Origin of the sequence: Fulvivirga sp. (assembly GCF_040218215.1) — a bacterium.
Lineage (GTDB): Bacteria > Bacteroidota > Bacteroidia > Cytophagales > Cyclobacteriaceae > Fulvivirga.
The window spans coordinates 561393-586996 of sequence record NZ_JAVJQL010000014.1; the positions used below are offsets into that span (position 1 = coordinate 561393).

Genomic DNA, 25604 nt, shown 5'->3' on the forward strand with positions numbered 1-25604 from the left:
TGAGTATTAACGCTACTCACTTAGTAATCATTTTATACCTCAGTGTCAAGTTGATGCTGTTGTTATAGGCATCCTGATTTTTAAAAATTGGAAGTACTGAATATTGCAACTTAATAGCAGCTGACAGTACTTCTGATAATGCATATTGAGGCCCAACTGTTAGAAACAGGTCACCATTATAAAGTGATTTATCTTCTTTGACATCAGATTTTACGTTAACAAAAACACCATATCCAGCCCCTGCCAATAAACTCCACTTTTCATCAAAAAAATGATGGCCAACAAGTGAAAAGTCAATATAGTCAACCCGCCTGATCGAGAAATTATCTAAGCTCAGTTGTTCATCTGTAGCTCTACTTCCTCTCTGATAATAAGTAATCTCTTGTTGCAGCTTCCACTGATCATTTAACTTGAAGGCTGTGGCACCACCAAACACCCCACCACCTTTATTATAACCACTTAGTTTATCTCCATCAATTTGTGAAACATCAAACCCTGCGATTAGGTAAGCTTCAAAACTTTGGGCTTTAACTTTATTAGAAGCTAAAAGGGTAAGTAACAGAAAAACGGATAAAAACGTGGCTTTCATTAATACTAAAAGTCCTCCTCACCATCATCTTCATCATTTGATGGAGTATTTGCGGGATCGTCAGGCGTTTCCTTTTCTTTAGGCTCTTTTTTCTTTTTTTCTTTTTTCTTGAACAGGCCAAATTTCTTCTTTTTGGTAGTACCATCATCCAAGCCAGTAGCGGACGTCTCTACATCAAATTTGGTGCTATCAGATTTATTTTTCTTACCAAACAAACGCTTGAAAAACCCTTTCTTCTCTCCTGACTCTTTTTGTAAGGCCTTGTTGTTTTCCGCATCCTGCTCCATTTGTAGCTTAACATCAGGATAGACAAGATAATCTTTGAGGTACCAGAGATAAAGCTCCTGATCAATATTAAACTTCTCTTTCTTTATAGAGATCACATAAACACCACTATCACTGGCGGAAGCTAAAGCACCTGGCTCTGAAGGTCTTTCAGCTACAAGTGCTGCAGAATCATATAAATCACCAGATTTGGTTTCGCGTTCCGCTAGTGCAAACTCGTCATCAAACAGTAAAGAATCAGGCTTTTGAGGGTAAATATCCTTCATTTCTACCGTCTGCAAACTGCGCATGCGTTTACGATAGGTGACTGGGTCTATAAGTAAGTGTCTGTCCTTACTGGCCTCTAAGATTTTAGGCATTGAGTCTTCACCAAAATAGCTGAATTTTCTATCTAGGGTAGCTTTATCATGAATAAATGCACTTTGGTAGGCAGGGCAAATCATTCGTTGCGTACACGAACTGACCGCCACAACGAGGATAATGCCAACTATATATTGCCTAATTCTGACCATTCAAATGATTATCAACGACACGGATTCTAAAAACGTATTTTTCCCTTGTCAATTGTATACAATTCACCAATCGATAAAGGTAAGGTCAAAATATCAATACTTAAAGGAAAAAAGGGTAATTTATATTAACGATAGACAGCGACTTATTAGGGCTGATAACTATGTAATTAGTTTCCATAGGCAAGAAAATCGTGATGGTATTATAACATACCTGAATAAAAATAGAGTCCTCTTCATAATAACATGAAACAAAAGTTAATCCACTGACTAGCAGATATATTTACTATTTTAGTTCCTTGAAATTGCTTTTTTACTTATGAGAAAAGTATTAACCTGCATTGGAATGGTCTTGATGATGAATAGTATTTTTGGCCAGCCAAGTGAAATTGATAGTATTAAAAACGTTCTGATAACTCAAACTCAACTTGATCAGGTAAGGTCCCTAAATGAACTGGCTTGGTACTATAGAAATTTTGATATTGATAGCTCCTTTTATTTTGCCAACAAGGCATTACATATAGGATTAAAACAGCAGTCTCAGGCTGCCATATCTCAATCTTATAATAGCCTGGCAAACAATCATGAGGCCGTTGGCAATTTGGACAGTGCATTATTTCTATTCGAAAAAGTCCTTGAAATAAAGACCGAGCTGAATGATACCCTTGGACGTGCCGGGGCACAGAACAATATTGGTTTGGTGTATGATGAACAATCAAATTATCCCGAGTCACTGGATCACTATTTCAAATCCCTGCGGTTGTATGAATCCCTAAATGACCAGGAATTTAATACAGCAATGGTTCTGGGAAATATTGGTATTGTTTACAAAAAACAAAAGGACTATGACAAGTCGTTTGAATACTATAATCGCTCACTAAAACTTTATACTCAGGGGGGGTCAGAATTTGGCAAAACAGTCACCATGGGAAATATCGGCAGCCTGCTGATCCAACTCAAGCGTTTTGAAGAATCAATTTCATATTCTGAATCTGCGCTTAGTGGTTATAGAGAGTTGGGGTACTCAAGGTATGAGCCATATATGAATGCTAATATTGGTATTGCGTATGACAGCCTCAATCAAACCCTTAAGGCCAGGGGATATTATAACTCTGCACTTTCAGGTCATTATGAACATAACAATCAATTTGAAATTACAAATGTCACCTTATTGCTTTCAAAAAATTATAGAAGATCCGGGGAAAACCGAAAAGCACTGGATTTAGCGAAAAAAGCACTGGAGAATTCAGAATTATTAGAGGCCCTTGATTTTAAGATAAAAGCTACTTTCGAATTAGCTGAAAGCTACTTTGCCCTTGGTAATCTTAAAATGGGATCATTATACCTTAGTAGGTATGACAGTCTGAAGGATGCCCTCTATGAAGAGCAAAGGTCAAAGCAAATAGTAGAAGTAGAAGTTAAATATGAGACCGAGAAGAAAGAGCAAAAAATTGCCCTGCAAACCGCTGAGCTTGAAGCCAAAGACCTGGCTATTCAGCGCAATACTATTTTCACAATGGCATTATTGCTCATCATACTACTAATCATTGTTAGTATAGCTTTTTGGAGAAAAAGGGAAGTGTCAAAGCAGTATGCTGTGGCCCAGGAGCAAAAAATAAGGCTAAGGGAAGCCCAAATGACTGCGGTGGTAGAATCACAGGAAAAAGAGCGGAAAAGGTTTGCCGCAGACCTTCATGATGGAATGGGGCAACTGATTGCTGCACTACAAATGAATATCCTGTCATTAAAAACAACCAAGGAAGTGGAGAAACAGGATGGCTTATATGAGAATTCAAAATCGTTGTTAAAAGATATCCACACAGAAATAAGAAATATTGCCTTCAACCTCATGCCTCAAACACTTGTTAAAGAGGGGTTTATAAGCGCCATTCAGGAACTGGTATTAAAAATCAATAGAGCAGGTCAGGTCAAAGTTCATTTCAACCATCTGGATGTACCGCAGTTAAATGAAGTTACTCAAATCTCCCTTTACAGAATAGTACAGGAGTTTGTTTCCAACATTTTGAAACATGGGGATGCAAACAAAATATTTATAGACATCACCGGCCATGAAAAAGAATTGGTTTTAACAATTGAAGATGATGGCAATGGTTTTGATAAAAATAGACTTGAAAATGGTGAAGGTAATGGTTGGAGAAATATAAATACAAGGCTTAATCTATTAAATGCCCACCTTGAGATTAACTCAACCCCTGATCAAAAAGGTAATTCTATTTTAATTGATCTTCCCATTCCAAGCCTGATTATAAACACGACAAGTAAACAGACCAATACCTGATTCTGGGTATCTGTAATTACCCAGTCTTACTGATTTCCAGTAATCAGAAAGTAAAATAGCTTAGAGGAAAAAGCTATATTGTGAAACTATTCGATAATCGATATCTTCAACGACTGAAGCTTATGGAAAAGTACCGCATTCTACTCGTTGATGATCATCAAATATTATTGGAAGGCACCAAAAATCTAATCAACTCATCAGATTTATTTTGGGTGGCTGACACTGCCAATAGTGCTGAAAAGGCCAAAACACTTCTTATTAACAATGATTATGATATTTTAATTACCGACTACCAAATGGATGGAATGGATGGCAGTGAGCTTATCCAAATCGCCAAGTCTGTAATTCCGGATTTAAAAGTGATTGTACTAAGCATGCATGATGATTCCCATATTGTGAAAGACCTGCTCAAAAAAGGCATTGACGGTTATGTTTTAAAAAGCGACTCGCACGAAAGTATTATACACGCACTCTCAAAAGTGACCGAAGGCAAGCGATATTTAAGTGATGACATTGCAGATTTACTCATTCAAGGTATAGATGACAATAACAACTCAGAGTTAACACCTCGCGAGGAAGAAATTGTAAGGCTCATTGTCAAGGAATATAGCACCAAACAAATAGCCGATATATTGTTTATTAGTGAGCGAACTGTTGAGACCCACAGAAAGAATATCCTGAAAAAGACCAAGAGTTCAAATTTGGTGGCGTTAATAAAATATGCCTACCAGCATAAGTTAGCTTAAGTTTTTCTCTATCCTACCTAAGTCAAAAATCAAGGACTATTCCTATTGAAGGCAACACAGAGCTGGCATCTAAATCCTCTATTTGTTTTAAAGTTCTCGGCTGAACTACATTTCCATCATCATCCCTAACTAAGCCAAATGTAGGTTCTGAAGGGTTTTGCTGAGAGAATAAATTCTGAAATTCAAGGAAAAGGTTAAATGTGAATCCCTTAAAATTCCACTTTTTATCTATTCTTAAATCGGTTTGATTAAAAGGGTCTAGCGTTACCGTTCCCTGCCTTGAATAGTCCCTGACTATAGCTGGATAATTTGCCAAAGTAGCAGATTGATCAACTGGTGCATATGGTGTTTCGCCCAGGTACCTGACCCTGGCGCTTACCTCCCAGTTTCTTCCAAATTTGTATCCTCCTGTAAACGTTAAAAGTGTTCCATTGTCCCAGGTAGATGATATGTACTTTTCTCTGTCAAAGGCTGTGTATTCACTTTTATAGAAGGTATAGGCGAGAATACCATAGAAGTTTTTGGTGAACTTCTTCTGAATTAGTAACTCAAGCCCATAGGTTCTGCCAAGACCAACACTCAATATAGGTTCATTACCCAAAACTGAAAAATCGCCCCCCAAATTTGCTAGTGAAACACTGTCAGTTAAAGAGACTGGGTAATTGTCATACTTTTTATAAAACCCTTCAAGTGAAATTCTTGTAGTGGATGTTAGTAAATGTTCAACTCCTGCTACAATATGATCGCTTTGAATGTATTCAGCATCCTTGTTGGCATATACACCATTGTTGTCAGTAAAACCAAGAATGGTATAAGGTGGTATTTTGAAATATCTGCCTAAAGAAGCATTGGCTGTCCATTTACCCTCCGCATCCAGTTTGTAAGAAATAGAAAACCTTGGGCTTAAAGTGCTCAAGAAATCATTCCCGCTATTTGTAAAAGAGTTGCCATCTAACCTAAACCCACCAGATAGCCCTAACCTCTCGCTGAGGAAATTTCTGGACGTTTGAAAATAGGCACCATATCTCCAGAAATTCAGTTCATTACTGAATTGAAAACCATTTACAATATCTTCAGTATTGTTCGAGTAATCTGCATTTTGAATAATAAAACCAGAGTTCAAGGTCCAGGTATCTGCAAACCGTGTGTAATTATACCTCAGCTTTGTCTCCTGCTCCTGACTTTCATTAGTCAAGTATAATTCCGTTTCAGTTGCAGGTTCTCTGTATCGCTTAAAATTATTGTTTAAAACATTGGTGCTTAGTGCAGTTGTCATAAAGCCTTGTCCATTCTTAAACCTTCTCTTCCAGCTCAAACCAGAGGTTGTGCTCCATTGTTTTATAATTGGCAACTGGTCTAAAGTGGCTTGCTGCTCCTCATCATAATCATCAGGAACATTGATTGAAAAGTCATCGATTGAGCCAACCCCTGTAAAGGTAAGGTCATTATAGTCATCAATCTTATGGTTAATCTTATACTGGTAATCCCAATAATCAGGTAAGAATGGCAAATCCAGCACCTGAAACAGCAATTGTAAGTATGACCTTCGTGCTGAAACGATGAAGGATGTATTACTTTGTTCTTTCCCATTTCTGAAAAGTGGCCCTTCAAGGGTCAATGCAGCCTCGCTACTACTCACTCTGATATTAGTCCTGAAATTTCGATTGTTACCATTTCGCTGATCAAATTGCAACACCCCTGATAGCACGTTATCATATTGAGCTCCAAAAGAACTGGTAGTAAGTGTAACACCCTCAAAAAAAGAAACATTAAGCAAACCTACCGGGCCACCTGCACTGCCTTGGGTTGAGAAGTGATTAATATTTGGAATCTCGATTCCATCAAGAAAGTAAACATTTTCGTTAGGTGCTCCGCCTCGTATTATAACATCGTTTCTAAAACCGCCCACAGATCCGCTAACGCCAGGCAAAGACTGAACAACCTTGGCAATATCATTATTACCACCAGGGTATGTCGCTATCTCTTCCTGAGACAAGCGCTGCACTGACAATGGGGTTTCCTGTAATTTTTCAAAAGGATTTGCAATAATCTCCACACCTTCCAGCTCTTCAGCTGTCTCTTCAAGATCAAAATTCAGGTCGGGGTTACCCCCAGAACGGATAACTACATTATAAACATTTTGAGTTTTATAACCGACAAAAGAAGCTGCGATGGCATAGGTCTGTGGTTCTATATTTTCAATGCGATAGAATCCATCCAAATCTGTGACAGCACCAGTGTTAGTGCCCACCAGTTGTACAGTAGCACCGATCAACGGTTCTTCTGTTTTTGCATCTTTAACATAGCCGGAAAGCGTGGCTTTATTCTGCTGTATTGCCAAAGTGTTTTGAAAAACTAAAAAGAGGCTGACGACAAGAATTAATTTTACAAAATTGAAATTTGTTACCGGATACATATTAAGATTTAATGCATTTAAAGATTCAGCAAATTTTAACAGGCGAGTAAAAAGATTGTTCCGAAATAAAAGAGGAATTATTTTACAGGTTTGACAACTCTTCTTTCGATTTTTTCGGTAAACTATTCACTATCAGCTCATAAGAGTGATCTATCAGTTCTAAAAATAATTTATCAGGAATTGTACCATCCATTTGAATTGTATTCCAATGCGTTTTATTCATATGATAGCCAGGAATAATGCCTTCGTACTGTTCTCTAAGTTGTACTGACCGCTCAGGATCACATTTTAGGTTTACACTGGTAAACAAATCGACATCGCAGAGCGCGAACATCTTATTCATTACCTTAAATACTAGTATGTTATTATCAAATGGAAAGCTTTCGGTGACACCAGGCTTCTTAATGCAGTACTCCCTGTAAAATTCAATATCCACTAAAACAAACGCTTGATGATCAAGTAAATAATACCAATAAGAAATACGCTCATCGATATTTTATTGATGACATGCATTGACTTAATGCTAAAATTTGAAGGCCGGTTTGGATCCTTTTTTCTAAAGAAATATCCAGCCACCTCTCCTAGCTGAAAGTATTCTTTCAAGGAGTTTTTATCTTCATTTTGATTAGACTCTTTATTCTTCTCCATCTTAATTAGTCGTTTCTTCTAATTCAATCCAATTGCCATCCTGACGGATGATTTCTATTAATTCATCAACAGCTTTTTCTGAAGGCACACCACGTTTCATCACTTCCTTACCTTTATAAAGCGTAATCTTCCCTTTCCCTGACCCTACATATCCATAATCAGCATCTGCCATCTCACCAGGGCCATTTACTATACAGCCCATGATACCAATCTTAATGCCTTTGAGATGATCTGTGCGCTTCCTAATCATTGCTGTAGTTTCTTGCAGATCAAAGAGCGTTCTTCCGCAAGACGGGCAAGAAATATACTCAGTCTTTGTCATTCTGGTACGTGCTGCCTGTAGAATGCCAAAAGTGGTTTTGTTGTAAAGGTTAACCAGCTCTAGTTGATTTTCCTTATCTAATTCAGGAGCGCTTAGTTCTGTGCCTAACATAGCCCCATCTCCTAAACCATCTATAAGTAAACCGCCAATATCTGTGGCAGCATAAATCTGCAGATGATCTTCACTGATTTTAGCATAAGCCCTTTTAATTACCACCGGGGTTTGAACACCCTGTTCAATAAATTCAAAGAAAGCTCTTCTTACAGCGGCAAGAGCATGTTGCTCAGTAGTTTCAAAAACCACAACAACATTTTCTGATAATTTCAATTTTAAAATCAGCTCATTAGACAACTCAACTGCCTCAACTAGTACAAAATTAATGGCTGGATGCAGCTTGTTGCCGCTTAAAAACTCATCCACCTTAAGCAGCGGAAGTTTGTTAGGATCATTTGAGTTTTTCCAAACTTCGTAATCGACTATTTCCTTCAACCCATTGGGCAACATAAACGGAATTGTGTTTTTCCCTGAATAGACATAGTCAGCGCCAGTGTCATTCATTTTCCATTTGTCCAACTCAGGTAGATAGAAATGGCCAATTTGCTTAAGATCTTTGTAATCTTCAATCTTAACCTGGCTTAGGTCTGCAATGACCCTGGGCACATTGGAACCTCCAAAATTAACTACCTCATGGGTCACTCTTCTGGAATAACTAAATGGGTCAATTGGCAAGTTGCTTAACGGCTTTATCTTGGTCTTAAGCGTTCTGTTTAAATATCTATCAACCATAATTTGGGCAACAGGCGCCTCAAACTCTGGCTCCTCAGTTAATGACACCCTTACTGTATCACCAAGGCCATCTTCCAGCAACGTGCCGATGCCTACAGCACTTTTAATGCGGCCATCCTCGCCTTCTCCAGCTTCAGTAACGCCAAGGTGTAACGGATAAGGTTCAAAACCCTCCTCATCCAATTTCTGAACAAGCAATCTATAGGCCTGCACCATCACCTGGGTATTACTTGCTTTCATGGAAAGTACAATATCATGATAATCAAGATCAGCACAGATTCTTAAAAATTCCAGGGCAGATTCCACCATACCAAGTGGTGTATCTCCATATCTGCTTAATATCCGGTCAGATAGCGACCCATGGTTGGTGCCTATCCTCATGGCAGTGCCATTCTCCTTGCATATATTTACCAGAGGGGTAAACTTCTCCCTTATTCTTTCTAGCTCTGCAAAATAGGTTTCATCGGTATATTCTATTTCCTCGAAACGTTTTTTGTCTGCATAATTACCAGGATTCACCCTTACTTTTTCTACTATTTTGGCCGCCAATTCAGCGGCATTGGGTGTGAAATGAATATCCGCAACCAAAGGAACATTGCAACCTCTTTTGGCCAACTCTTTTTTAATCTCAGCCAAATTCTGCGCTTCTTTTATACTTGGCGCAGTTATACGCACATATTCACAACCAGACTCCACCATTCTGAGCACCTGTTCCACACTTCCCATAGTGTCCATGGTATCAACCGTGGTCATGGACTGAACCCTGATAGGGTTATCTCCACCCATAGGCACATCTCCTATAAATACCTCTCTCGTCTTGCGTCTTGAATAGCCTGTAAGTGAATTACAATACTGCTTTGCTTTGATTACTTGCGTGTCCAAATTAATTTCCTTTTACGTTACAAAGATAACCGATTTCGTCATTGAAAGTTCAAATTCAACACTCTCTAAATGTCACCTAATTGTGGCCTCATTACTATTTCTTCAATAACTGTTCTGTCAGACATAGAATAGGCATTAAAAACTGCATCAGCTACATCTTCAGGTTTCATAAACCGCTCTTCAGGAAGTTCCACCCCTTCCCAGCTCGCAGTTAGCGTGGCACCAGGCATAATAGAAGTCACTCGCACATTATGCTCCTTCATTTCTTCTCTCAGCACTTTACTCATCCCTAGTAGTGCAAACTTTGATATGCAATACGATCCACCATTGACATAAGGTACAAAAGAGGCCGTTGAACACATATTAAAAATATGCCCCGCCCTTTTCTCTTTCATACCATGGATCAAGCCTCTGGTTAAATGATAGGCACTGTATAGATTTGTATCAATCATTTGTTCTAAAGCGCCATCTTCTTCTTCATGAGCAGCACCTGGTATAAACAAACCTGCGTTATTGATCAGCACATTAACATGTGATGATATTTTAGATATATCATCAGCAAAACCCTGTACCTCAGCCTTCTTGCTCATATCAACTTTAAAGGTATGAATGCTGACACCAAACTTTGAAGAGACATCATCTGAAAGCCTTTTTAGATCCTCTTCATTTCTTGAACAGGTTATAATATCGAACTGCTGATCAGCAAACTTCTCAATCAATGCTTTGCCTATTCCTTTGGTGCCACCAGTAATTACTGCTAGTTTTTTCATGTTTATTCTGAGATTATCAATTAAAACGATTTAGGAACAAAATCATTTGTAGTATTATTGTTTAACTTTCGCAAGTTGGCTGATTTAGCACTAAATAACATATGATAAATCGGTTAATTTTAAACTATTGAATGGAAACACTCGGGAAGTATTTTATTTTTTTAGGTAAACTGTTCGTTAATACTGAGAGTTTTAAAACCTACTTTAAGCTTACCATTGATGAGGCCATAAATATTGGAATCAACTCCATATTTCTGGTATCTCTGGTATCTTTTTTCATGGGGGCGGTAACTACCATTCAAACAGCTTACAATCTTATAAGCCCTTTGATCCCTGATTATGTTATCTCTTTAGTAGTTAGGGACATGACTATACTTGAGCTGGCACCAACTATTATTGGAGTAATATATGCTGGAAAAGTAGGATCGAGCATGGCCAGTGGATTAGGTACGATGAGAATTACAGAGCAGATAGATGCTTTAGAAGTAATGGGAATCAACTCCACGAGCTACCTGGTACTGCCAAAAATATTGGGGGCACTATTAACTTACCCGGTTTTAGTGATTATTGCTGGCCTATTAAATATTGCTGGAGGTTATTTGGCCGGAACGTTATCCGATGTGATCACACCTTATGAATATATCTATGGCATCCGCTTTGAATTTAACCCTTACACTGTAACTTTTGCACTTATAAAATCTGTGGTTTTTGCGTTTTTAGTGTCCTCTATTTCTTCATTTAAGGGATATTATACTGTTGGTGGATCTTTAGAAGTAGGTAAAGCCAGTACTGCCGCAGTAACTCAAAGTGTAATTGCTATTTTATTGGCGGATTATCTTTTAGCACAATTGTTACTATAAATGATTAGAGTAGAAAATATCGCCAAAGCATTTAATGGAAAGGAAGTTCTTAAAGGGATTTCTGGGACATTTGAAAAAGGTAAACCAAATCTAATCATAGGATCGAGCGGAACAGGTAAGTCAGTATTATTAAAATGCATGGTGGGGCTTATTCAGCCAGACGAAGGTTTTGTATACTATAAAACCAAAGAATTTACATTTGCCTCCCGAAATGATAAAACAGAAGTTCGAAGAGAAATCGGAATGCTTTTTCAAGGTGGTGCTTTGTTTGATTCAAAGACTGTGGAGCAAAATGTAATGTTTCCATTAGATGTACTCACCAAGATGCCGTTGGCAGAAAAGCTTGATAGGGTAAACTTCTGTTTGGAACGTGTAGGCCTTCAGGGTCAGAATAAAAAAATGCCTTCTGAGATTAGCGGTGGTATGCAAAAACGGGTTGGCATTGCCAGAGCTATTGTCAATGATAGCAAATACCTGTTTTGCGATGAGCCTAATTCAGGTTTAGATCCTCAAACTTCTATTTTGATAGATGATCTTATATTAGAGATCACTGAAGAATATAATACCACAACCGTTGTGGTAACTCATGACATGAACTCTGTAATGGGTATTGGCGAAAAGATCATGTTCCTATATCAGGGACATAAACTTTGGGAAGGCAACAAAGATGACATCATGCACTCTGGAGTAAAGGAGTTTGATGACTTTGTTTTCGCAAACAAAGTCATGCAGAAGCTTCGCAAATAATCTGAGTTCGATATAAAACCTAACAAAAACGTCATTCATAGGCTCTATTGGGCTGTTTGAGGGTGGCAGCGGTGGAATCTCACTTAATTTAAAGACTCCACGCCTTTCCGAACGCACTTACTCATGCAAAAGGCTCTAAGTAACGTTAGGGCTAAGTTTTTTATTAACCTGAACTCGATTAATAAAAACGGACGTCATGCCGGAAAATTAAGGTTTACATTTTAAAAACCTTTATTTATCCGGTATCTCGAAAATATTTTCATGAGATTACGGACAATTTTCTTCATTTTGAAAAAAGGAATGAAGAAAATTTCCGCAATAGCCTGCCCCGTACTTAAGTTACGGGGACGATCTAGATGTATTTTCTACCAATTATTAATCGAACTCAGGTTGTTAGGTTTTACGCATGCTTATTTCAAGCTGACTTTAAATTGCTACTTCTGCCTGGCAAATTGAAAAGTTTCTATTTTAATTTCGCCTTTGTTGTTCAGCCTCAATTCCATTTTGATGTTGTCATCATCAACCTTGTAGATTTTCAAAGCATCAAAGACCAAAGTATTTTCATCATAATCCAGAAGTTCAAATTTTACCATTTCCTCTTTATCTTCCCATGCTACCAGGTCAGATTTGAAATGTTTCAATCGCAGACCCTCCTTTGATAAGTTTATGAATTCATAAAAAGAGACTTTCCCATTTTGCACATTTCTATACATGCCCATCATTACACCATCTACAGGGGGTGCCCACATCTCTTCAGATACTCCTCCAAAACCATCTCCTACCCAGTGGCCGACCAGCCATTGATAGTCATTAATATCAAATTCCTTTTCCTGAGCAGAAACAGGGTTGATTAAAAGGAACGAAATGGCTACAGCCATTATCGTCCCAAGAGAGTTTGTTGCTTTCATAATTTTGAGTTTATCTTATCATAAATTCTTTTACTTCAATTGTGCCTCCATATTTCAGGTGGGGACTCGACTGAGCAACCTTTACCGCTTCCTCCTGAGAGCTGGCATAAAGTACGAAATACCCTCCAACAGTTTTGGCCGCTGCATTGCTCACTTCTTTTCCCTCCAGTAGCAAAGAAGAGGTCTTCATCTCCTGACCATCGATAGCCATACCGTTTTGATAAATACTCTGCATCCAATGAGAATATTCATCAAACATCTCTTCAGGAGGCCCAGGTTTAAAATTGGCATCCTCGTAAAGAACCAACATGTAATTATAGGCCGGGCTTTCGTTGCTATTTAAATAAGGGAATACCGAATACCCCAATATAAAAAAGGCAATGGCTGCGGCTACTCGATAAACCCAAATCATTTTGTTTTGAGATTGAATCAGACCTTCTGCTTTCAATTTTGATATTGTTTCTTCTTCCATTTCGATAGGTGGCTTTATGCCTTTAAGTTTTTCAAAAAGGTCTCTTTCCTCCCCCGATAGTTCATTTTCGTTTGTCATGACCTTATTTTTAATTCAGATAACTTACTTCTTAATAATTTTCTTGCCTGAAACAATTGGCTTTTGCTGGTACCCTCTTTAATATCCAATAATTCGGCTATCTCCTGATGTTTGTAACCCTCGATATCATGCAACACAAAAACCTGCTTATAACCATCACTCAGCGTGTTTACAGACTTAATAATGTCCTGCATATCCAGATTAAATTCACCATAGGATTCCTCTGAAACCATTTGCTTCTCGACAGTTTTAGGATAATACCGCTTCAAAATATTGAGTAAAATACTTGTGAGCCACGTGTTTAAAGAAGACCTCCACTCGAACTTGTCCACTTTCCGAAGTGCTACTATCCACATTTCCTGAACAGCATCTTTTGCCCAGTATTGGTTATAGCTGAGCATATGCATGGCCAGGCGAAATAACTTGTCATTATGCTTTTGATAGATAATTCGAAAGTCTTGCTCCCGCTTATGTTTCAAATAGCGCCTAACAACCTGTTCATCTTGCACCATAATTATAGTTTATATGTATTAGTGGCTCACCAAAGGAAAAAGGTTGTAAGGACAAATTAAATTAATAAAAAAAAGCTTTACGCTCTGTTTTGCCCTTTTGATGTGAGGAGTGAAGCAGCTATAAACACCCAACTATTACAAATTGCCCATAAGTTAAGAGATGAAAGAGAGCTCATGCAGAGCCCAGATGTTCAGTGGATGTTGCAAAGCATTATTATTTTGTCTCTCTTTTCAGCCTCTTTGGATCCATCCTGGTGTCAAAAATTGTAACTACTTTAATTGATTTGCTGTCAAACTTATAATAAGCCGTTGTCTGTTTGGTGACTATAACTCTATGTAGACCTTTAACCAAATCTGACTTTTGAGCACTTTCCGGATATTGACTGATATGCTCTAAAGTCTTGTCAAGCTTGCTTATGAAATTATTCTTGACCTTATAAGACCATTCAAGTTCGAGGTATTCAAGAAGTTTTTCCAGTTTATTAGATGCTCTTTTTGAGAGTAGCACCTTTCTGATTCTCTGTGTTTAGCCATGAAGTCATTGTAATTAACAACTTGTCCGTTGTCAACCTCTTCAATTCCTTTTAGGATATCTTCTTTATGCTCATCAGAAAGATTTGTCCAAAAGTCAGCAGAGTTTTCTTTATTGAATATGCTCTTAATTGATTCCAAGATGCTAGTGTTGTCTGTCTCTAAAATCATCTTCATTATTTTCAATTTTTCAGCTTGAATATTCATTTCAGTCCTTTTTTATTAAAGATATGGATTCTTACGCAGTCTTGGAAAGTAAGTTTTACAAAACATGCTTTACAAAGCTCTTTGCAATGAATGTTTGTTTACTTGTTTTCAGTGTGCTGAAATTAGCATGTTTTTGGTTTAGTTCATAGTCAGTAAACTAGTGGCCATTACTTCTGTGCACATTTTATCGTCAACCGAATTGAGATGAATGGGGGATGTGAGAAGCCACCCCAAAGCATTTAAGGGCTTCGCACGGTGAAGTCCAAATGCGTTCTTACAACTTGTTAGCAATCTTATTTGTCGACTCCTAAATAGTTCAATAAACCAATAAGATGGTCATTTGTATGAGCCCTAAAGTTGAACTTAAAATGCCATATGGCCTCAATTTCAGAACTGTTATTTGCCCGCCAAATAAATTCAGTTAGGTCTTTAATGATATCAGTTAAATCATCGACAGCATCAGCAGTTCCTATTTTTGGATCTTCTGATATATTAAGTGGGTTCAAAACTTTGTGGTAATAGCCTAATTCGGGAAGATTTTTTTCAATACCTTTTCGTACTGAATCGAACTTAAAATCAGGCGGAGTTAAGTTGTCTTCAAATTCCTCGAAAGATGGTTCCAGAAATGTTCTTTCAAGAACATACAAGTGGAGTAGCTGCTTTTGTAAAAATACCACTCTATTTGGTAGTTTACTTCTATCCGAACTGCCCCACCTACATATGTCTTCAGCAATAACCTTCAGATTTTCTACCATAGTAGGATTGCTAACGTCCCTGTAAGGCGCGTTTGTTAACTTTGTTCAAGGCATAAAACTAGCACGATTTGGGTTTAGAACCTAGTCGAGATACAAGCAGCTTAAGACACCCCGTCCTTATAAATCGTCCACAAGTTAAGAGATGAAAGTGGATGTGAAATGCCAACCCAAAACGTGCGGGCTAACCGCACTAAAGCATTTAGAACTCGACACGGTGAAGTCCAAATGCGCTCTTACAAAATATTGTGGAGTGTTAATCTTTTATAAGGTTTTTATACTCTATTCTTACACCTTTCTTTTTGAGAAAATCAACACAATTATTGAGCTTAGTTAGCTCGTCAGTATTGTTAATTACTAAACCAACTTTGACCGAACTGTTGAAGGTTATTAATTCTATAACATTGTTTTCGGACATGACATTCTCAAAATGCTTATTTCGTAACTCGATACTAAGCTTTCTTATTTGTGATAGTTTGATTTTTTGATCTTCGTAATGGAGTTCATTTTGATCCACTGTTATTTTCTTGGTGTAATCAACGGGTTTTATATCGTTAAATAGTCTAATTGACCTGTTAAATTTTGAAATCAGTACAACCAAAGTTGCTAAAACTAAGCTCAGTTCGAATGGAATAATGTGTTTTAGTAGATACAGGCATATTAAAACAAGAATTAATAAGGGAATAATAATGGGGTCAATAGCTTTTGTAAAACCATTTAAACTTGGTCTGTATGTATAAATTTCAAATGTAAATGATTCAGTACCTGTTGACATATACTCCACAACAATTGGCTATACGCAATTGCGTATATATATTATTGGTGTAACTAATCTAATGGATTTTTTTAATAAACAACGTAAACTATCTCTTAGCCACTGTTTTCTTTAAAACAAAACACCAATCTGCACCCTACCCATATGCACAGTAGCATAAAACAAATGATTAGGAGACTCCAAAAGACATGACCGTCAATTTGAAAAACATGATTGTCAGGCTAAGGGAAAACATTGAGAACTTAATCAAGAAACAATACCTATTAGTTGCTGATTCTACAAAGGTCTCATTCTCTTTCGTGTCCAGTCCAAAATTTGGGCATAGTCTGTTTTACCTTCAGCGACAGAAATAACCATATCATACTTTTCATTTTCTGTTGCATCAATATCTATATTGGCAGAAAGAAGCATTAGTCGAAACAAAGTATATCCAGTCCTTTTATTCCCGTCAACAAATGGATGATTAATTAGAATGCTTTCCAAAATAGCAGAGGCTTTTTCTTCCGGGGTTTCATACAAGTCCTTTCCATCAAATGTTTGAAATGGTCTGGAAATGGCTGACTCTAGAAGACTAGAAGAGGGATATCTTTAAGGCCTGTAGCACCACCGAATTGCTGACTTAGCCTTTCATGGATTGAAAGAACATCCTTGATGTTAAGCATGCCTATTTTGCAAGGCGTTGAAGCAACCCAAAATCTTCTTTCAAAACCTTGTCAAGATTCGCTGTGAGGTCGATTCCCCTGTCTTTATCAGCTTTTTCAAATAACTCATATACTGCCTCCAGGGTTTGATCTGGCAGTCTGTCGATAATCTGGTTTATCTTATCTTTTACTTCAGCTCTTGTCATAGCTAAAGATACGAAATATTTGAATTTTAAGTTCCTAAGGTACAAGCCTGTATGGTATCGAGCTACTTTCAGTACCTTACTGATGTTGAGGCTTTTTACTTTTGCACCTAATTAAAACAAAGCGCTCACCTGAACCCTACCTACATGAACAGGGTCATTGCCTTCAGATTTTCTACCGTTATGTAGCAATTTCAATCGAAGGAAAATGGTAACCTTCCACTGGAAAATTCATCTAACTTAGCACGTTAGTTAGACCTTTTGGGTAATATTTACGTAAGTTCCAATTCATTAAAACATAGTAAGTCTCTCACTCCCAGCTCGTCCTAACTTTACTCTATGCCATGCCGATTTTAATTCATCATAATTAAAATAAAATGGCTCAATATCTAAATGGACTATGTTTTTTTTCGTTAGCTGCCTCTCATTAATAAGTTCATTTAATTCTTCAAAGCCAATTAATTCATTGGAAGCATTGACATATGAAATGCCATAAAAGGGATCAATTATAATCCATTTTTGGAGATATGGATTCCAATATTCAAAGCACTGATGAACAGCAATGTCTTCTATATTATAAAAATGAATTTGCCTTGTCATTACGCCAAATACGCCCAAAATATCGTGCGCAGATTCTGAGGCTTTGACACAATACGCATTTGAAGTTTCCTTGATAGGTAACTCAAGATAGGATTGCAAAAAACTCGAAGGCATTAATTGATTAAAGGCATACTTTAATGAATCCCTAATAATTTGATTTTCTTGAATTAAATTTTCTCTATCTAAATCTTTTCCTTCAAAATTATAATAATCAACAAGAGGGGTAATTAATAGAGAGTTTACATACTTAGTTAGTAAAACAACGTTTTCGTGTAAATGAAGACTATCAAAAGAATTTAACTTTACTGTCCTCTTTATAAAATTTACGATATCTGATTCCTGATAAATGTAATCCCGAGACTCTCTCATCGAAAAATCATTAAATACGGCCTCATAAATTCCATATTTTTTAAACCCTAAATTGATGTCAACAAAATTTTGATCTGCTTTAAACTTTACTTTAACTAATGTTGGATTTTGATATGATTTCGATTCAAGCACATGATATCCAAGATTCTCCTTTCCCTCGATCCAAAGACCAACATTCCATTTTGCACCCTCATATTTTTCTATATACCCTTCTACTACGTATGTTTTGTTAGGAATTACGGAAACTCGCTGTGTGATTTTGGAATTGCCAGCTGATTTAAATAAAACTGAAGTATCATTCAAATATGAGTTCTTTACTGTTGTACTAAAGATAGAATTAGTCCAACCAATTAACTCATCACCTTCCCACTGGCTAAAACTACCATTTATAAAAGATGAAGATGGCTCGGAATTACACCCAATAAGACCCATGAAAACCAAAAGAATCAAGTGGTTTTTAAAAAAGCGATAACACCATGGCGTATAAATATTATGCATAACAATTCTTAATAAATTCCTTTTATGTACATTCTTTAAAGGTGTGTATATAATTTAATTGAGTCAAATAAAATATTGGATTTTTCATACTAACAATTAATCCTAGAATTACAATGTTTAACTAAAACAAAGCACTAACCTGCACTCTGCCAACATGAACAGGGTCATTGGCCTCTGACTTACGGCCGTTATAGGATAGGTTCAACTGTAGGCCATTAGTGATTTTTTGCTGCCAATTTACCATCCAGGTTACATTCGTTCCCGGTCTTAGGGCATCTAGCAAATCATAACCAATGGAACTGTTTTCTTCACCTTCAAATGCTATGTTTATATATCTCAATTGGGCACTGAAATTACTTTTAATGGCCTTTGTAAGTCTCACTTCACCCAATATCTCATCTGATAGCGCTGATTCATTAGACTCAGAGGTCAAGATATTGTTCTTTTCTGTATATCGGTATTGCAGTGTTAACCTAAAAGAACTTGATGGTTGCCATGATATCTGCGGGCTTAGCTGATAAACTTCAAGCAGGTAGTTCCGATCCGTTAAAAAGTCTGATGAGACATCCTTATTTCCTTTTTTAGAAAACAAGTTGATACTGTACTGTCTGGCTATGTTGAACCTGAGGTTGGAAGAATACTCGGTGCTCGATCTTGATTCAAAACCATTACTCAAAAACTGCTTTTGCGAGTTGTCAAAATAAGTAAACTCAAGTCCATAAACCGGATTAGCCCTATTAAAAAATAGGGTACTCCTCAGCGATGTTCTGTCAGATAAGACTTCAGTTTGATCAATATCCTCTGCAAAGGCCAATAGTCTTTTGCCCAGATCATCATCTGTAATTTTCTTATCTGATGACCAAGAAGTGTTATTGGAAAACTTACTCACCAACTTTTTAATACCAGTATTCTGCTTCCAGTTCCTTGGTGCTTCTACATTAATTCTATAGATAAAAAGGTTCTGATAGGCTGTCACAAACTCATTGGAGGGTGTGAAAATCTTAGCATAGTTACGCTCATCAACATTAATGGCTTCAAAAAACTCTCCCAGTTCCTGCACACCATCATTATTGAGGTCTCTCCACGTATGTGTGCCCTCACCAGTTGGCACCTTTATAAAAACGAACTCTCTTTTCAATTCCTGGCTGTTGGCTATTGAATAAGTAAGTTCAGACCGGATGTGGTTTTGAAGCAAATTGGCAGTCCAATCTATTCGCCCAGATACAGTTTCTTCAACTTCATCCACCAGCTTATTATCCAAACTTCTATAAATGAAGACGCCATTTATAGATTGAGACTCAAAGGCCTTATTAAAATTAAAGGTTGTCGTCTCTGAGTAAGAGAAGTCTTCAATCTCTCCATTCAGTGGTGACTTATCCTCTCTTATGCTATGTCTCAGTTCAAAATCAATATCTGCGTCAGCGCCATTTCTTATGTAAATGCTGTGTTCATCAAAATACATAGATGAAAAACTCACGCTATCAGTTTCCACCTCAGATATCATATTGTGATCCGCTGAATACCTATAGCCCGGCACAAAGTGCTTTTGATTGATAGAAAAATCTGCACTATACCGCTTCCAGCTTGCTACCTGACTTTCCATGTCATTTGACATATCGAAATAAGAAGTGCGCCACTGCAAAATACCAAGTCTGTAATCTGCCTTAACCCTGTGCTGAAAGCCATTGACCTGAGTATCTCGTTGTCTGTGAGTGAGATCATATTGAAAAATATTGTTAGGATCCTTTTCAACTGCTACTCCAGCATTTACAATTTTATCTTCAACTTTTCTTGTATCCGTATTTGGGTCAAAATTCCAATCCCTGTCAAACTCTATATACCTAAACCTGTCAACAGCAGTAAAATTCTTGTCATCAATCTCAAAATCAGTATAGGCCTTTAGTTTATAATCAGGGAGAAAATTTACAGCCCGGCCTTCACTTTTAATCCCACTTTTCACTGCAGACCCTTTATTATCATTATCGTCTAATTCAGAGTAAAGATTAACATCCTGATCAGAGAAGGCTATTTCAGAATATAACGTTTCGTGCTCTGATAAAGCATATGAAGCCTGAACAGTCACCATCTGTTTTTTATTTGGAGTGGCCAATGTAGCAACAGGACTAAACCTGCCTTGCCTGATCCCATTAACCGGAGAAACCCATTGATAAACCCGGCCATTGGTATTCCCTTGAAAAAGCTGATAATCACCATTACCCAATCCCACATCAGAAAAACTCAACCTATAAACAGCACTATCGGGATTGGTAGAGTATTGATAAATCTCCTGCAGGTTTCCATCACTGTCAGTAACCAAAGCCTTCTTATAAAGAATTAAATCCTGAGAGTAGCCAACACTATCTATCGTTGAAGTCTGGGCTAGTTCAAGGCTGTCACCAATTGTACTCAAATACAATTTATTATCATCAGACAAATCAAAAAGAAGCGGCCTGTTTTCATTATCTTTTTCGCTATACGCATTTACACCAATTTTCAAATTACCAATGGTTTGCTCATGCTGTGCCATTGAAATTGATCGGCTATAATTCTGATCTGAATACTCATAGTCAACCCTTATTCTGGTGAATTGGGTGATTGGCACCTTATTGGTAAAAGTGATTTCCCCACTGTTATAATCTATGACATAATCATTATCAAAGCCCCTTGTCAATTGCTGGCCATCAATGAATACGCGCTCAGAGTTAGCCAGGATCAGCAGAAAGCGCTGAGCATCAGGCCCAGGAATTCGGTAAGGCCCGGACAGGCCCTCAACAGCTTGTACAATAACCGAAGCAAACTTTCCTTTAGCCACTGAAAAACCAGCACTGGTATTGGCAGTACTGCTTCCAACATTATAATTTAAATCCAGCTTACCACCCTGCACATTTTTGTAATATCTCAGAAAGTTTGATTCTCCATTTTTGAAGACCACATCACCTCCGGTAACAGAAAAATTATCATTATAAACCTGGATAAATACATTGTCAAAGTCCTGAAGTTGTTGTGTGTTACCTTCCGGCTGGTATGGAACATTTTGATCTGTAATCGCTGCTCTGATAAAAACATCATCTGTCAATTTGCCATCCATATTTAGATTAAGCGCAGAGTTAACAAACACATCCTGATTGTTACCGAAAGAAATTCCTCTGCTAATGCTTCCAGACTTATATAAGCCTTCAGTAGTGAACAGTTCCTCACGCTGCAAGGCATTGTTTTCCTTTACGGGATCTTTAAAAAAGGCATTGCTGTCATAAACACTAAGACTTCTATTCTGATATTTATGATGAAAACTGATGGGAAAAACCTGATAGCAAACCAAGAGAGAATCCTGACCTGAAGGTTTATTAAAAGTAACTGTCCCTTCATTAATATTCTGAGACTTAATATTGTACTGAGATAAGCTTTCAGGAACTATGCTAAGACTATCAAGAGCAATAGGCTTATCAAATTGTTTTACCCACTTACAGCGCTCATTGGACGACTGAGCTTGCACATACTGTGTAAGTGCCAATAACCCCGCTATAGCTATCAGTCGCAATATCATTCATGGATTGTTGGTAGTTCAATAAAAAACGTGGTCCCCTGATCCTCAAGACTCTCAAACCAAATTTTGCCACCTGCATGTTCTACACCATGCTTAGATATGGCCAGTCCAATACCTGATCCTGTTTCCTTGGTGGTAAAATTAGGAATGAATATTTTACCTTGAATCTCCTCAGGTATTCCAGGCCCATTGTCCTTCACCTGCAGTAGAAGTTTGTCCCTAGAGGCTGTTAATACTATATCAATAGCCACATCATCCGATTTAGCCTGAATAGCATTTAAGATCAAGTTTGACAGTATTCTACCCATAAGTTGCTCATCACCAATGGTGAATACCTTTTTATCAGGTAATTGTAAGCTTATATTTACCTTTTCTGTATTTGAATGAAGATTAACCACATTTTTGAGCACTTCAGAAAACTCATAGCGCTCGCTTTCAGGAATGGGCATTTTGGCGAAAGAACTGAATGAAGATGCAATATCGTCAAGTGTTTCAATCTGCTTTAAGAGCATGTTTATCGGTCTGGCCTTCTCCTGATCATTGTCAGAATCTAATAGCTTTCTACTCAGATGCTGAAGGGTAAGCTTCATTGGCGTCAGCGGATTTTTAATCTCGTGTGCTACTTGCTGCGCTATCTCTCTCCACGCACTTTGCTTTTCACTTTTAGCCAGTGCAATTTTACTGTCTTCCAGATTGACCAACATCCGATTATACTCGCCCACCATCAAACCAATCTCATCATCCGCATTCCATGTCAATGGTTCATTAAATTCTGTAAGGGTCGTCTTCTTAAGTTTTTGGGTTATGAATGCCAATGGAAAGGTTAACCATTTAGCAGTGAAATATGAAATGATAAGAAACACAATAAACACCACAGTGAAGATGTTTAGTATGCTCGTCACCACACTGATTTGACTCTGCTCCAACGCATACTCAGACTGGAAGAAAGGAATACTCACCATGCCTATCAACTCTCCAGTGTCAAAAGACTTAACACCAAAGTAGGTGGCATTATAATTTAGTGAACCAACATTTTCATCTGTTGTAAAAGACCTTTCCTTTGACTTCACAATATGTGAAAACGCCTGTGGATTCGCATACTTGGAAATCAAACCATTCTCATAAATTACAGGCTGACTACTTTTGATAAGATGACCCTGAGTATTAAAGATATTAATGTCCGTTCCTGAATATTTGGAGATTTCGCCAATTCGTTCATTTAGCTCTTCATCATCAGCTATTCCGGAAATGTATTCCTCCAATATGCCATTTAGATTATTGCCAACACTTTCAGCTTTTTTGTAATATTCATTAATTACCTCCTTCTCAAAAGAAGCATTGATAAGGCTAAGTGTAGTTATACTTACTGCGAACAGGGGGAGGAAGAAGGCCACATTAAGATAAAGCTGAATACGTGTGGAGTAATTAAGACCAATCTTTTTATAAGCATAATACAGGGTATAAATGGCGGTTAGGACTAGCACAAAGAATACCTGTAAAAGGAAGAGAAATGAGAAGTTGCCAATGACATCGGTAATTGGGTGATCATCAGAACTTATTACAATGTTTCTACCTGCTGAATCTTTGATAATCACATGTCTGTAACCTTCAAATGAAACATCAATGGCTTCATTGCTAAATACCTCATTCCCAAACTCTGCCTGATAGTTAAAATCACCCGAACTAAAGGTAATCTCGCCCCCTTCAAATACAGCATAGCTATAATTTGAGTGTTGGTATGGCACCAGGAATCTATTGTCTACCAGCAGTTCTGGGTAAACATTATCAGGAATAATCCTCTTGAGCCGCATGTCCATGAGTACGTGCCCAACCTTAATACCTCTCTTTTTAATCTCTATATAATCAAGGTAACGTTTAGCAGCACTTCCATCGAGCTTGTTAATGAAATATACACCGTCATATCCTGTCCTATAGTTCTCTAATTTTAACTTCTTAATTTGCACTGGCTGCTCTATACCCTCAACAAACGGGCTGCCATTGGCATTGTAGAGGTAAATTTTGACATCATATTTATCGAAGTAGCTGTTCAGGTAAATCTGACGAATTTTCGATTCGATGATATCTTTAGATAAAAATGGTGATGCCATCCGACTTTGAATGAATCCATCATTCTTAATCTTATCATTAGCCTCAGCCAATAAAAACTCGGCCATATGATCGTTCTCTAGTAAGAACTGATTCGCAAATTTCCTTTTCCTGTCAACTTCCCTTTCATTTTCGAAATTGAATATGGCCATAGCCCCAAGTAAACCTGTAGCAAATACAACGCTGAAAAAATACAAGAAAGTGGCATAGCGCAGCTTATTTAATGATGCAGTGAGATTGGTAATGAGAAGAACCACAAAAAGGATAACCGCTACAATCAAGGTTGGTACAAACGCCTGACCTAAAAATAGATTTACACCTGTGAATAAAACAGCACCCGTTATAAAACAGATCACAAACAGCATTTTATCTCCAATTAACCGGTGAGATATCCTGAAGAATAAATGACCCAGCAAAAATATGGATGATGCAAAGAGCAGAAATATTATAAATGCCAATATTCTAGGTGCATCGAAAAGTATGGTCTCATTGATATCAAATGATATTTGAGAGTTGTGATAGATGGTTTGAAATATGAGATACAGGGAATGATAAAGGAAAATAAACAGCCCTAGCAAGACTATAGAAAGGCTGATCTTTTCGCTTTTTGACCAATGAATTATTATACGGTAAGACTTTGAAAACCTAAAACGACTAAGGAGAAAGAAACAAATCACATTGAACAAAGTGATATTTAAAAATAAATCGGCAAATGAGGCATTGAGTGAAGAGGATGCAAATACCTTCGAATCAAAAACAGCACTATCTATTAGCGAGTTGGGCAATTCAAAATAGATCATCGCATATCTTAAAACCACCAAAGAGATCATTAGATAAGCAAAGCCTTTGAAAAACACCGAGCGGCCCAAGTTTAAGCTAGTAGTCAATGTTCCTGCTATAAAGAGTAAAATAGCCACGAAATAAAGACCAAAAACTATCGTGTTAGCCAAGTGCCTGTCTGACTGATAATCATCAAAAAATTCAATAGCGAATAAACATATGTCCTGAATACAAACCTTATTCCCTGAGTCTTCAGCCCTGAGTAAGGTAAGGTTTTGATCATAAAAAATATCCTTATTAAAACCAGTGGATATATATTGATTATCTATTTTATAATCACTGTAAATGGGGATAATCCCTATAATTTCCCTGCGGTTGACTGTTTCCTTTACTGCTATATAATCATTTCTGACAGTGCGAATAAACTTGACATTAAATGAACCAAGAAGGTTTTTGTACTCTGGAACGAACATGTTGTCTGTCCAATATTTCAGAAGGCCATTTTCGTAAATGAAAATTGGGGCGTTGGGCGTTTTCAACCTCCAGAGATCTTCTGAAAACCCTTCACTTTTAACTAAGGCCGTGATCTCTTGTTGAATTGCATTTACCTTGACTACAATTGTCTGCTGAATTTCTGAAGTCCATTCAGCCTCATTTTGCTGCTTGTTGCCTGACAAAATTTGCCAACCAATAGCTCCAACAAGACAAAAGAAAGATGCTGCAAATAATATCTTAGATATTCCCTTCAATCCATTAAAATTATAGACAT

The 25604-nt window shown here is 37.4% G+C and carries 23 protein-coding genes; 4 read left to right on the forward strand and 19 right to left on the reverse strand.

The genetic code is table 11. The features are described from left to right. Positions 1 to 16 precede the first annotated feature (16 nt). Positions 17 to 589, reverse strand: coding sequence for an outer membrane beta-barrel protein (locus tag RIB54_RS11190; RefSeq protein WP_350100992.1), 573 nt, complete (start codon positions 587 to 589; stop codon positions 17 to 19). 5 nt (positions 590 to 594) lie between these two features. Continuing rightward, a complete protein-coding gene (locus RIB54_RS11195; RefSeq protein ID WP_350100993.1) occupies positions 595 to 1386 on the reverse strand; it encodes a hypothetical protein in 792 nt (263 codons plus the stop codon). A 316-nt stretch (positions 1387 to 1702) separates the two neighbouring features. On the opposite strand from RIB54_RS11195, the gene RIB54_RS11200 reads away from it, so the two are divergent. Both RIB54_RS11200 and RIB54_RS11205 read left to right on the forward strand, forming a co-directional pair. After that, entirely contained in the window at positions 1703 to 3682 is a 1980-nt protein-coding gene (locus tag RIB54_RS11200; RefSeq protein WP_350100994.1) for a tetratricopeptide repeat-containing sensor histidine kinase, read from the forward strand. Positions 3683 to 3804: 122 nt separating this feature from the next. Then, on the forward strand, positions 3805 to 4428 hold the full coding sequence (locus tag RIB54_RS11205; RefSeq protein WP_350063418.1) for a response regulator: 624 nt from the start codon (positions 3805 to 3807) through the stop codon (positions 4426 to 4428). Between the two features lie 22 nt (positions 4429 to 4450). Here RIB54_RS11205 and RIB54_RS11210 read toward each other — a convergent pair whose 3' ends face one another. The 5 genes from RIB54_RS11210 to RIB54_RS11230 form a co-directional block, all read right to left on the reverse strand. Then, entirely contained in the window at positions 4451 to 6844 is a 2394-nt protein-coding gene (locus RIB54_RS11210; protein ID WP_350100995.1) for a TonB-dependent receptor, read from the reverse strand. Between the two features lie 82 nt (positions 6845 to 6926). After that, positions 6927 to 7280, reverse strand: coding sequence for an MmcQ/YjbR family DNA-binding protein (locus RIB54_RS11215; protein WP_350100996.1), 354 nt, complete (start codon positions 7278 to 7280; stop codon positions 6927 to 6929). Further along, positions 7280 to 7492, reverse strand: coding sequence for a DUF6728 family protein (locus RIB54_RS11220; RefSeq protein ID WP_350063421.1), 213 nt, complete (start codon positions 7490 to 7492; stop codon positions 7280 to 7282). Before RIB54_RS11220 ends, RIB54_RS11215 begins: the two co-directional genes overlap by 1 nt. Position 7493: 1 nt before the next feature. Further along, positions 7494 to 9482, reverse strand: coding sequence for a (E)-4-hydroxy-3-methylbut-2-enyl-diphosphate synthase (ispG, locus tag RIB54_RS11225; protein ID WP_350100997.1), 1989 nt, complete (start codon positions 9480 to 9482; stop codon positions 7494 to 7496). Between the two features lie 65 nt (positions 9483 to 9547). Continuing rightward, on the reverse strand, positions 9548 to 10252 hold the full coding sequence (locus RIB54_RS11230; protein ID WP_350100998.1) for an SDR family oxidoreductase: 705 nt from the start codon (positions 10250 to 10252) through the stop codon (positions 9548 to 9550). A 131-nt stretch (positions 10253 to 10383) separates the two neighbouring features. Between RIB54_RS11230 and RIB54_RS11235 the strand changes: the two genes are divergently transcribed. Then, entirely contained in the window at positions 10384 to 11112 is a 729-nt protein-coding gene (locus RIB54_RS11235; protein ID WP_350100999.1) for an MlaE family ABC transporter permease, read from the forward strand. Then, on the forward strand, positions 11113 to 11859 hold the full coding sequence (locus tag RIB54_RS11240) for an ABC transporter ATP-binding protein (protein ID WP_350101000.1): 747 nt from the start codon (positions 11113 to 11115) through the stop codon (positions 11857 to 11859). 434 nt (positions 11860 to 12293) lie between these two features. Here the strand turns inward: RIB54_RS11240 and RIB54_RS11245 are convergent, their stop codons facing one another. The 12 genes from RIB54_RS11245 to RIB54_RS11300 all read right to left on the reverse strand — a co-directional run bounded on the left by RIB54_RS11245 (position 12294) and on the right by RIB54_RS11300 (position 25584). Continuing rightward, on the reverse strand, positions 12294 to 12767 hold the full coding sequence (locus RIB54_RS11245) for a DUF6265 family protein (protein ID WP_350101001.1): 474 nt from the start codon (positions 12765 to 12767) through the stop codon (positions 12294 to 12296). Positions 12768 to 12777: 10 nt separating this feature from the next. Continuing rightward, a complete protein-coding gene (locus tag RIB54_RS11250; RefSeq protein WP_350063427.1) occupies positions 12778 to 13317 on the reverse strand; it encodes a YciI family protein in 540 nt (179 codons plus the stop codon). After that, complete coding sequence (locus RIB54_RS11255; protein ID WP_350101002.1) at positions 13314 to 13829, reverse strand: RNA polymerase sigma factor; 516 nt, start codon at positions 13827 to 13829, stop codon at positions 13314 to 13316. The genes RIB54_RS11250 and RIB54_RS11255 overlap by 4 nt, the downstream gene beginning before the upstream one ends. Positions 13830 to 14043: 214 nt before the next feature. After that, positions 14044 to 14337, reverse strand: coding sequence for a type II toxin-antitoxin system RelE/ParE family toxin (locus RIB54_RS11260; RefSeq protein WP_350101003.1), 294 nt, complete (start codon positions 14335 to 14337; stop codon positions 14044 to 14046). Continuing rightward, positions 14244 to 14567, reverse strand: coding sequence for a hypothetical protein (locus tag RIB54_RS11265; RefSeq protein WP_350101030.1), 324 nt, complete (start codon positions 14565 to 14567; stop codon positions 14244 to 14246). The genes RIB54_RS11260 and RIB54_RS11265 overlap by 94 nt, the downstream gene beginning before the upstream one ends. Positions 14568 to 14860: 293 nt before the next feature. Next, positions 14861 to 15322, reverse strand: coding sequence for a DUF5063 domain-containing protein (locus tag RIB54_RS11270; protein WP_350101004.1), 462 nt, complete (start codon positions 15320 to 15322; stop codon positions 14861 to 14863). A gap of 253 nt (positions 15323 to 15575) precedes the next feature. After that, positions 15576 to 16094: a hypothetical protein gene (locus RIB54_RS11275; protein WP_350101005.1), complete on the reverse strand. Its 519-nt coding sequence runs from the start codon at positions 16092 to 16094 to the stop codon at positions 15576 to 15578. Between the two features lie 276 nt (positions 16095 to 16370). Then, on the reverse strand, positions 16371 to 16613 hold the full coding sequence (locus RIB54_RS11280; protein WP_350101006.1) for a type II toxin-antitoxin system death-on-curing family toxin: 243 nt from the start codon (positions 16611 to 16613) through the stop codon (positions 16371 to 16373). 145 nt (positions 16614 to 16758) lie between these two features. Continuing rightward, a complete protein-coding gene (locus tag RIB54_RS11285; RefSeq protein ID WP_350101007.1) occupies positions 16759 to 16941 on the reverse strand; it encodes a hypothetical protein in 183 nt (60 codons plus the stop codon). A gap of 288 nt (positions 16942 to 17229) precedes the next feature. Beyond that, on the reverse strand, positions 17230 to 18405 hold the full coding sequence (locus tag RIB54_RS11290; protein WP_350101008.1) for a hypothetical protein: 1176 nt from the start codon (positions 18403 to 18405) through the stop codon (positions 17230 to 17232). A 121-nt stretch (positions 18406 to 18526) separates the two neighbouring features. Continuing rightward, positions 18527 to 21949, reverse strand: coding sequence for a DUF8818 domain-containing protein (locus RIB54_RS11295; protein ID WP_350101009.1), 3423 nt, complete (start codon positions 21947 to 21949; stop codon positions 18527 to 18529). Further along, on the reverse strand, positions 21946 to 25584 hold the full coding sequence (locus tag RIB54_RS11300; RefSeq protein ID WP_350101010.1) for a sensor histidine kinase: 3639 nt from the start codon (positions 25582 to 25584) through the stop codon (positions 21946 to 21948). The genes RIB54_RS11295 and RIB54_RS11300 overlap by 4 nt, the downstream gene beginning before the upstream one ends. Positions 25585 to 25604: the final 20 nt, after the last annotated feature.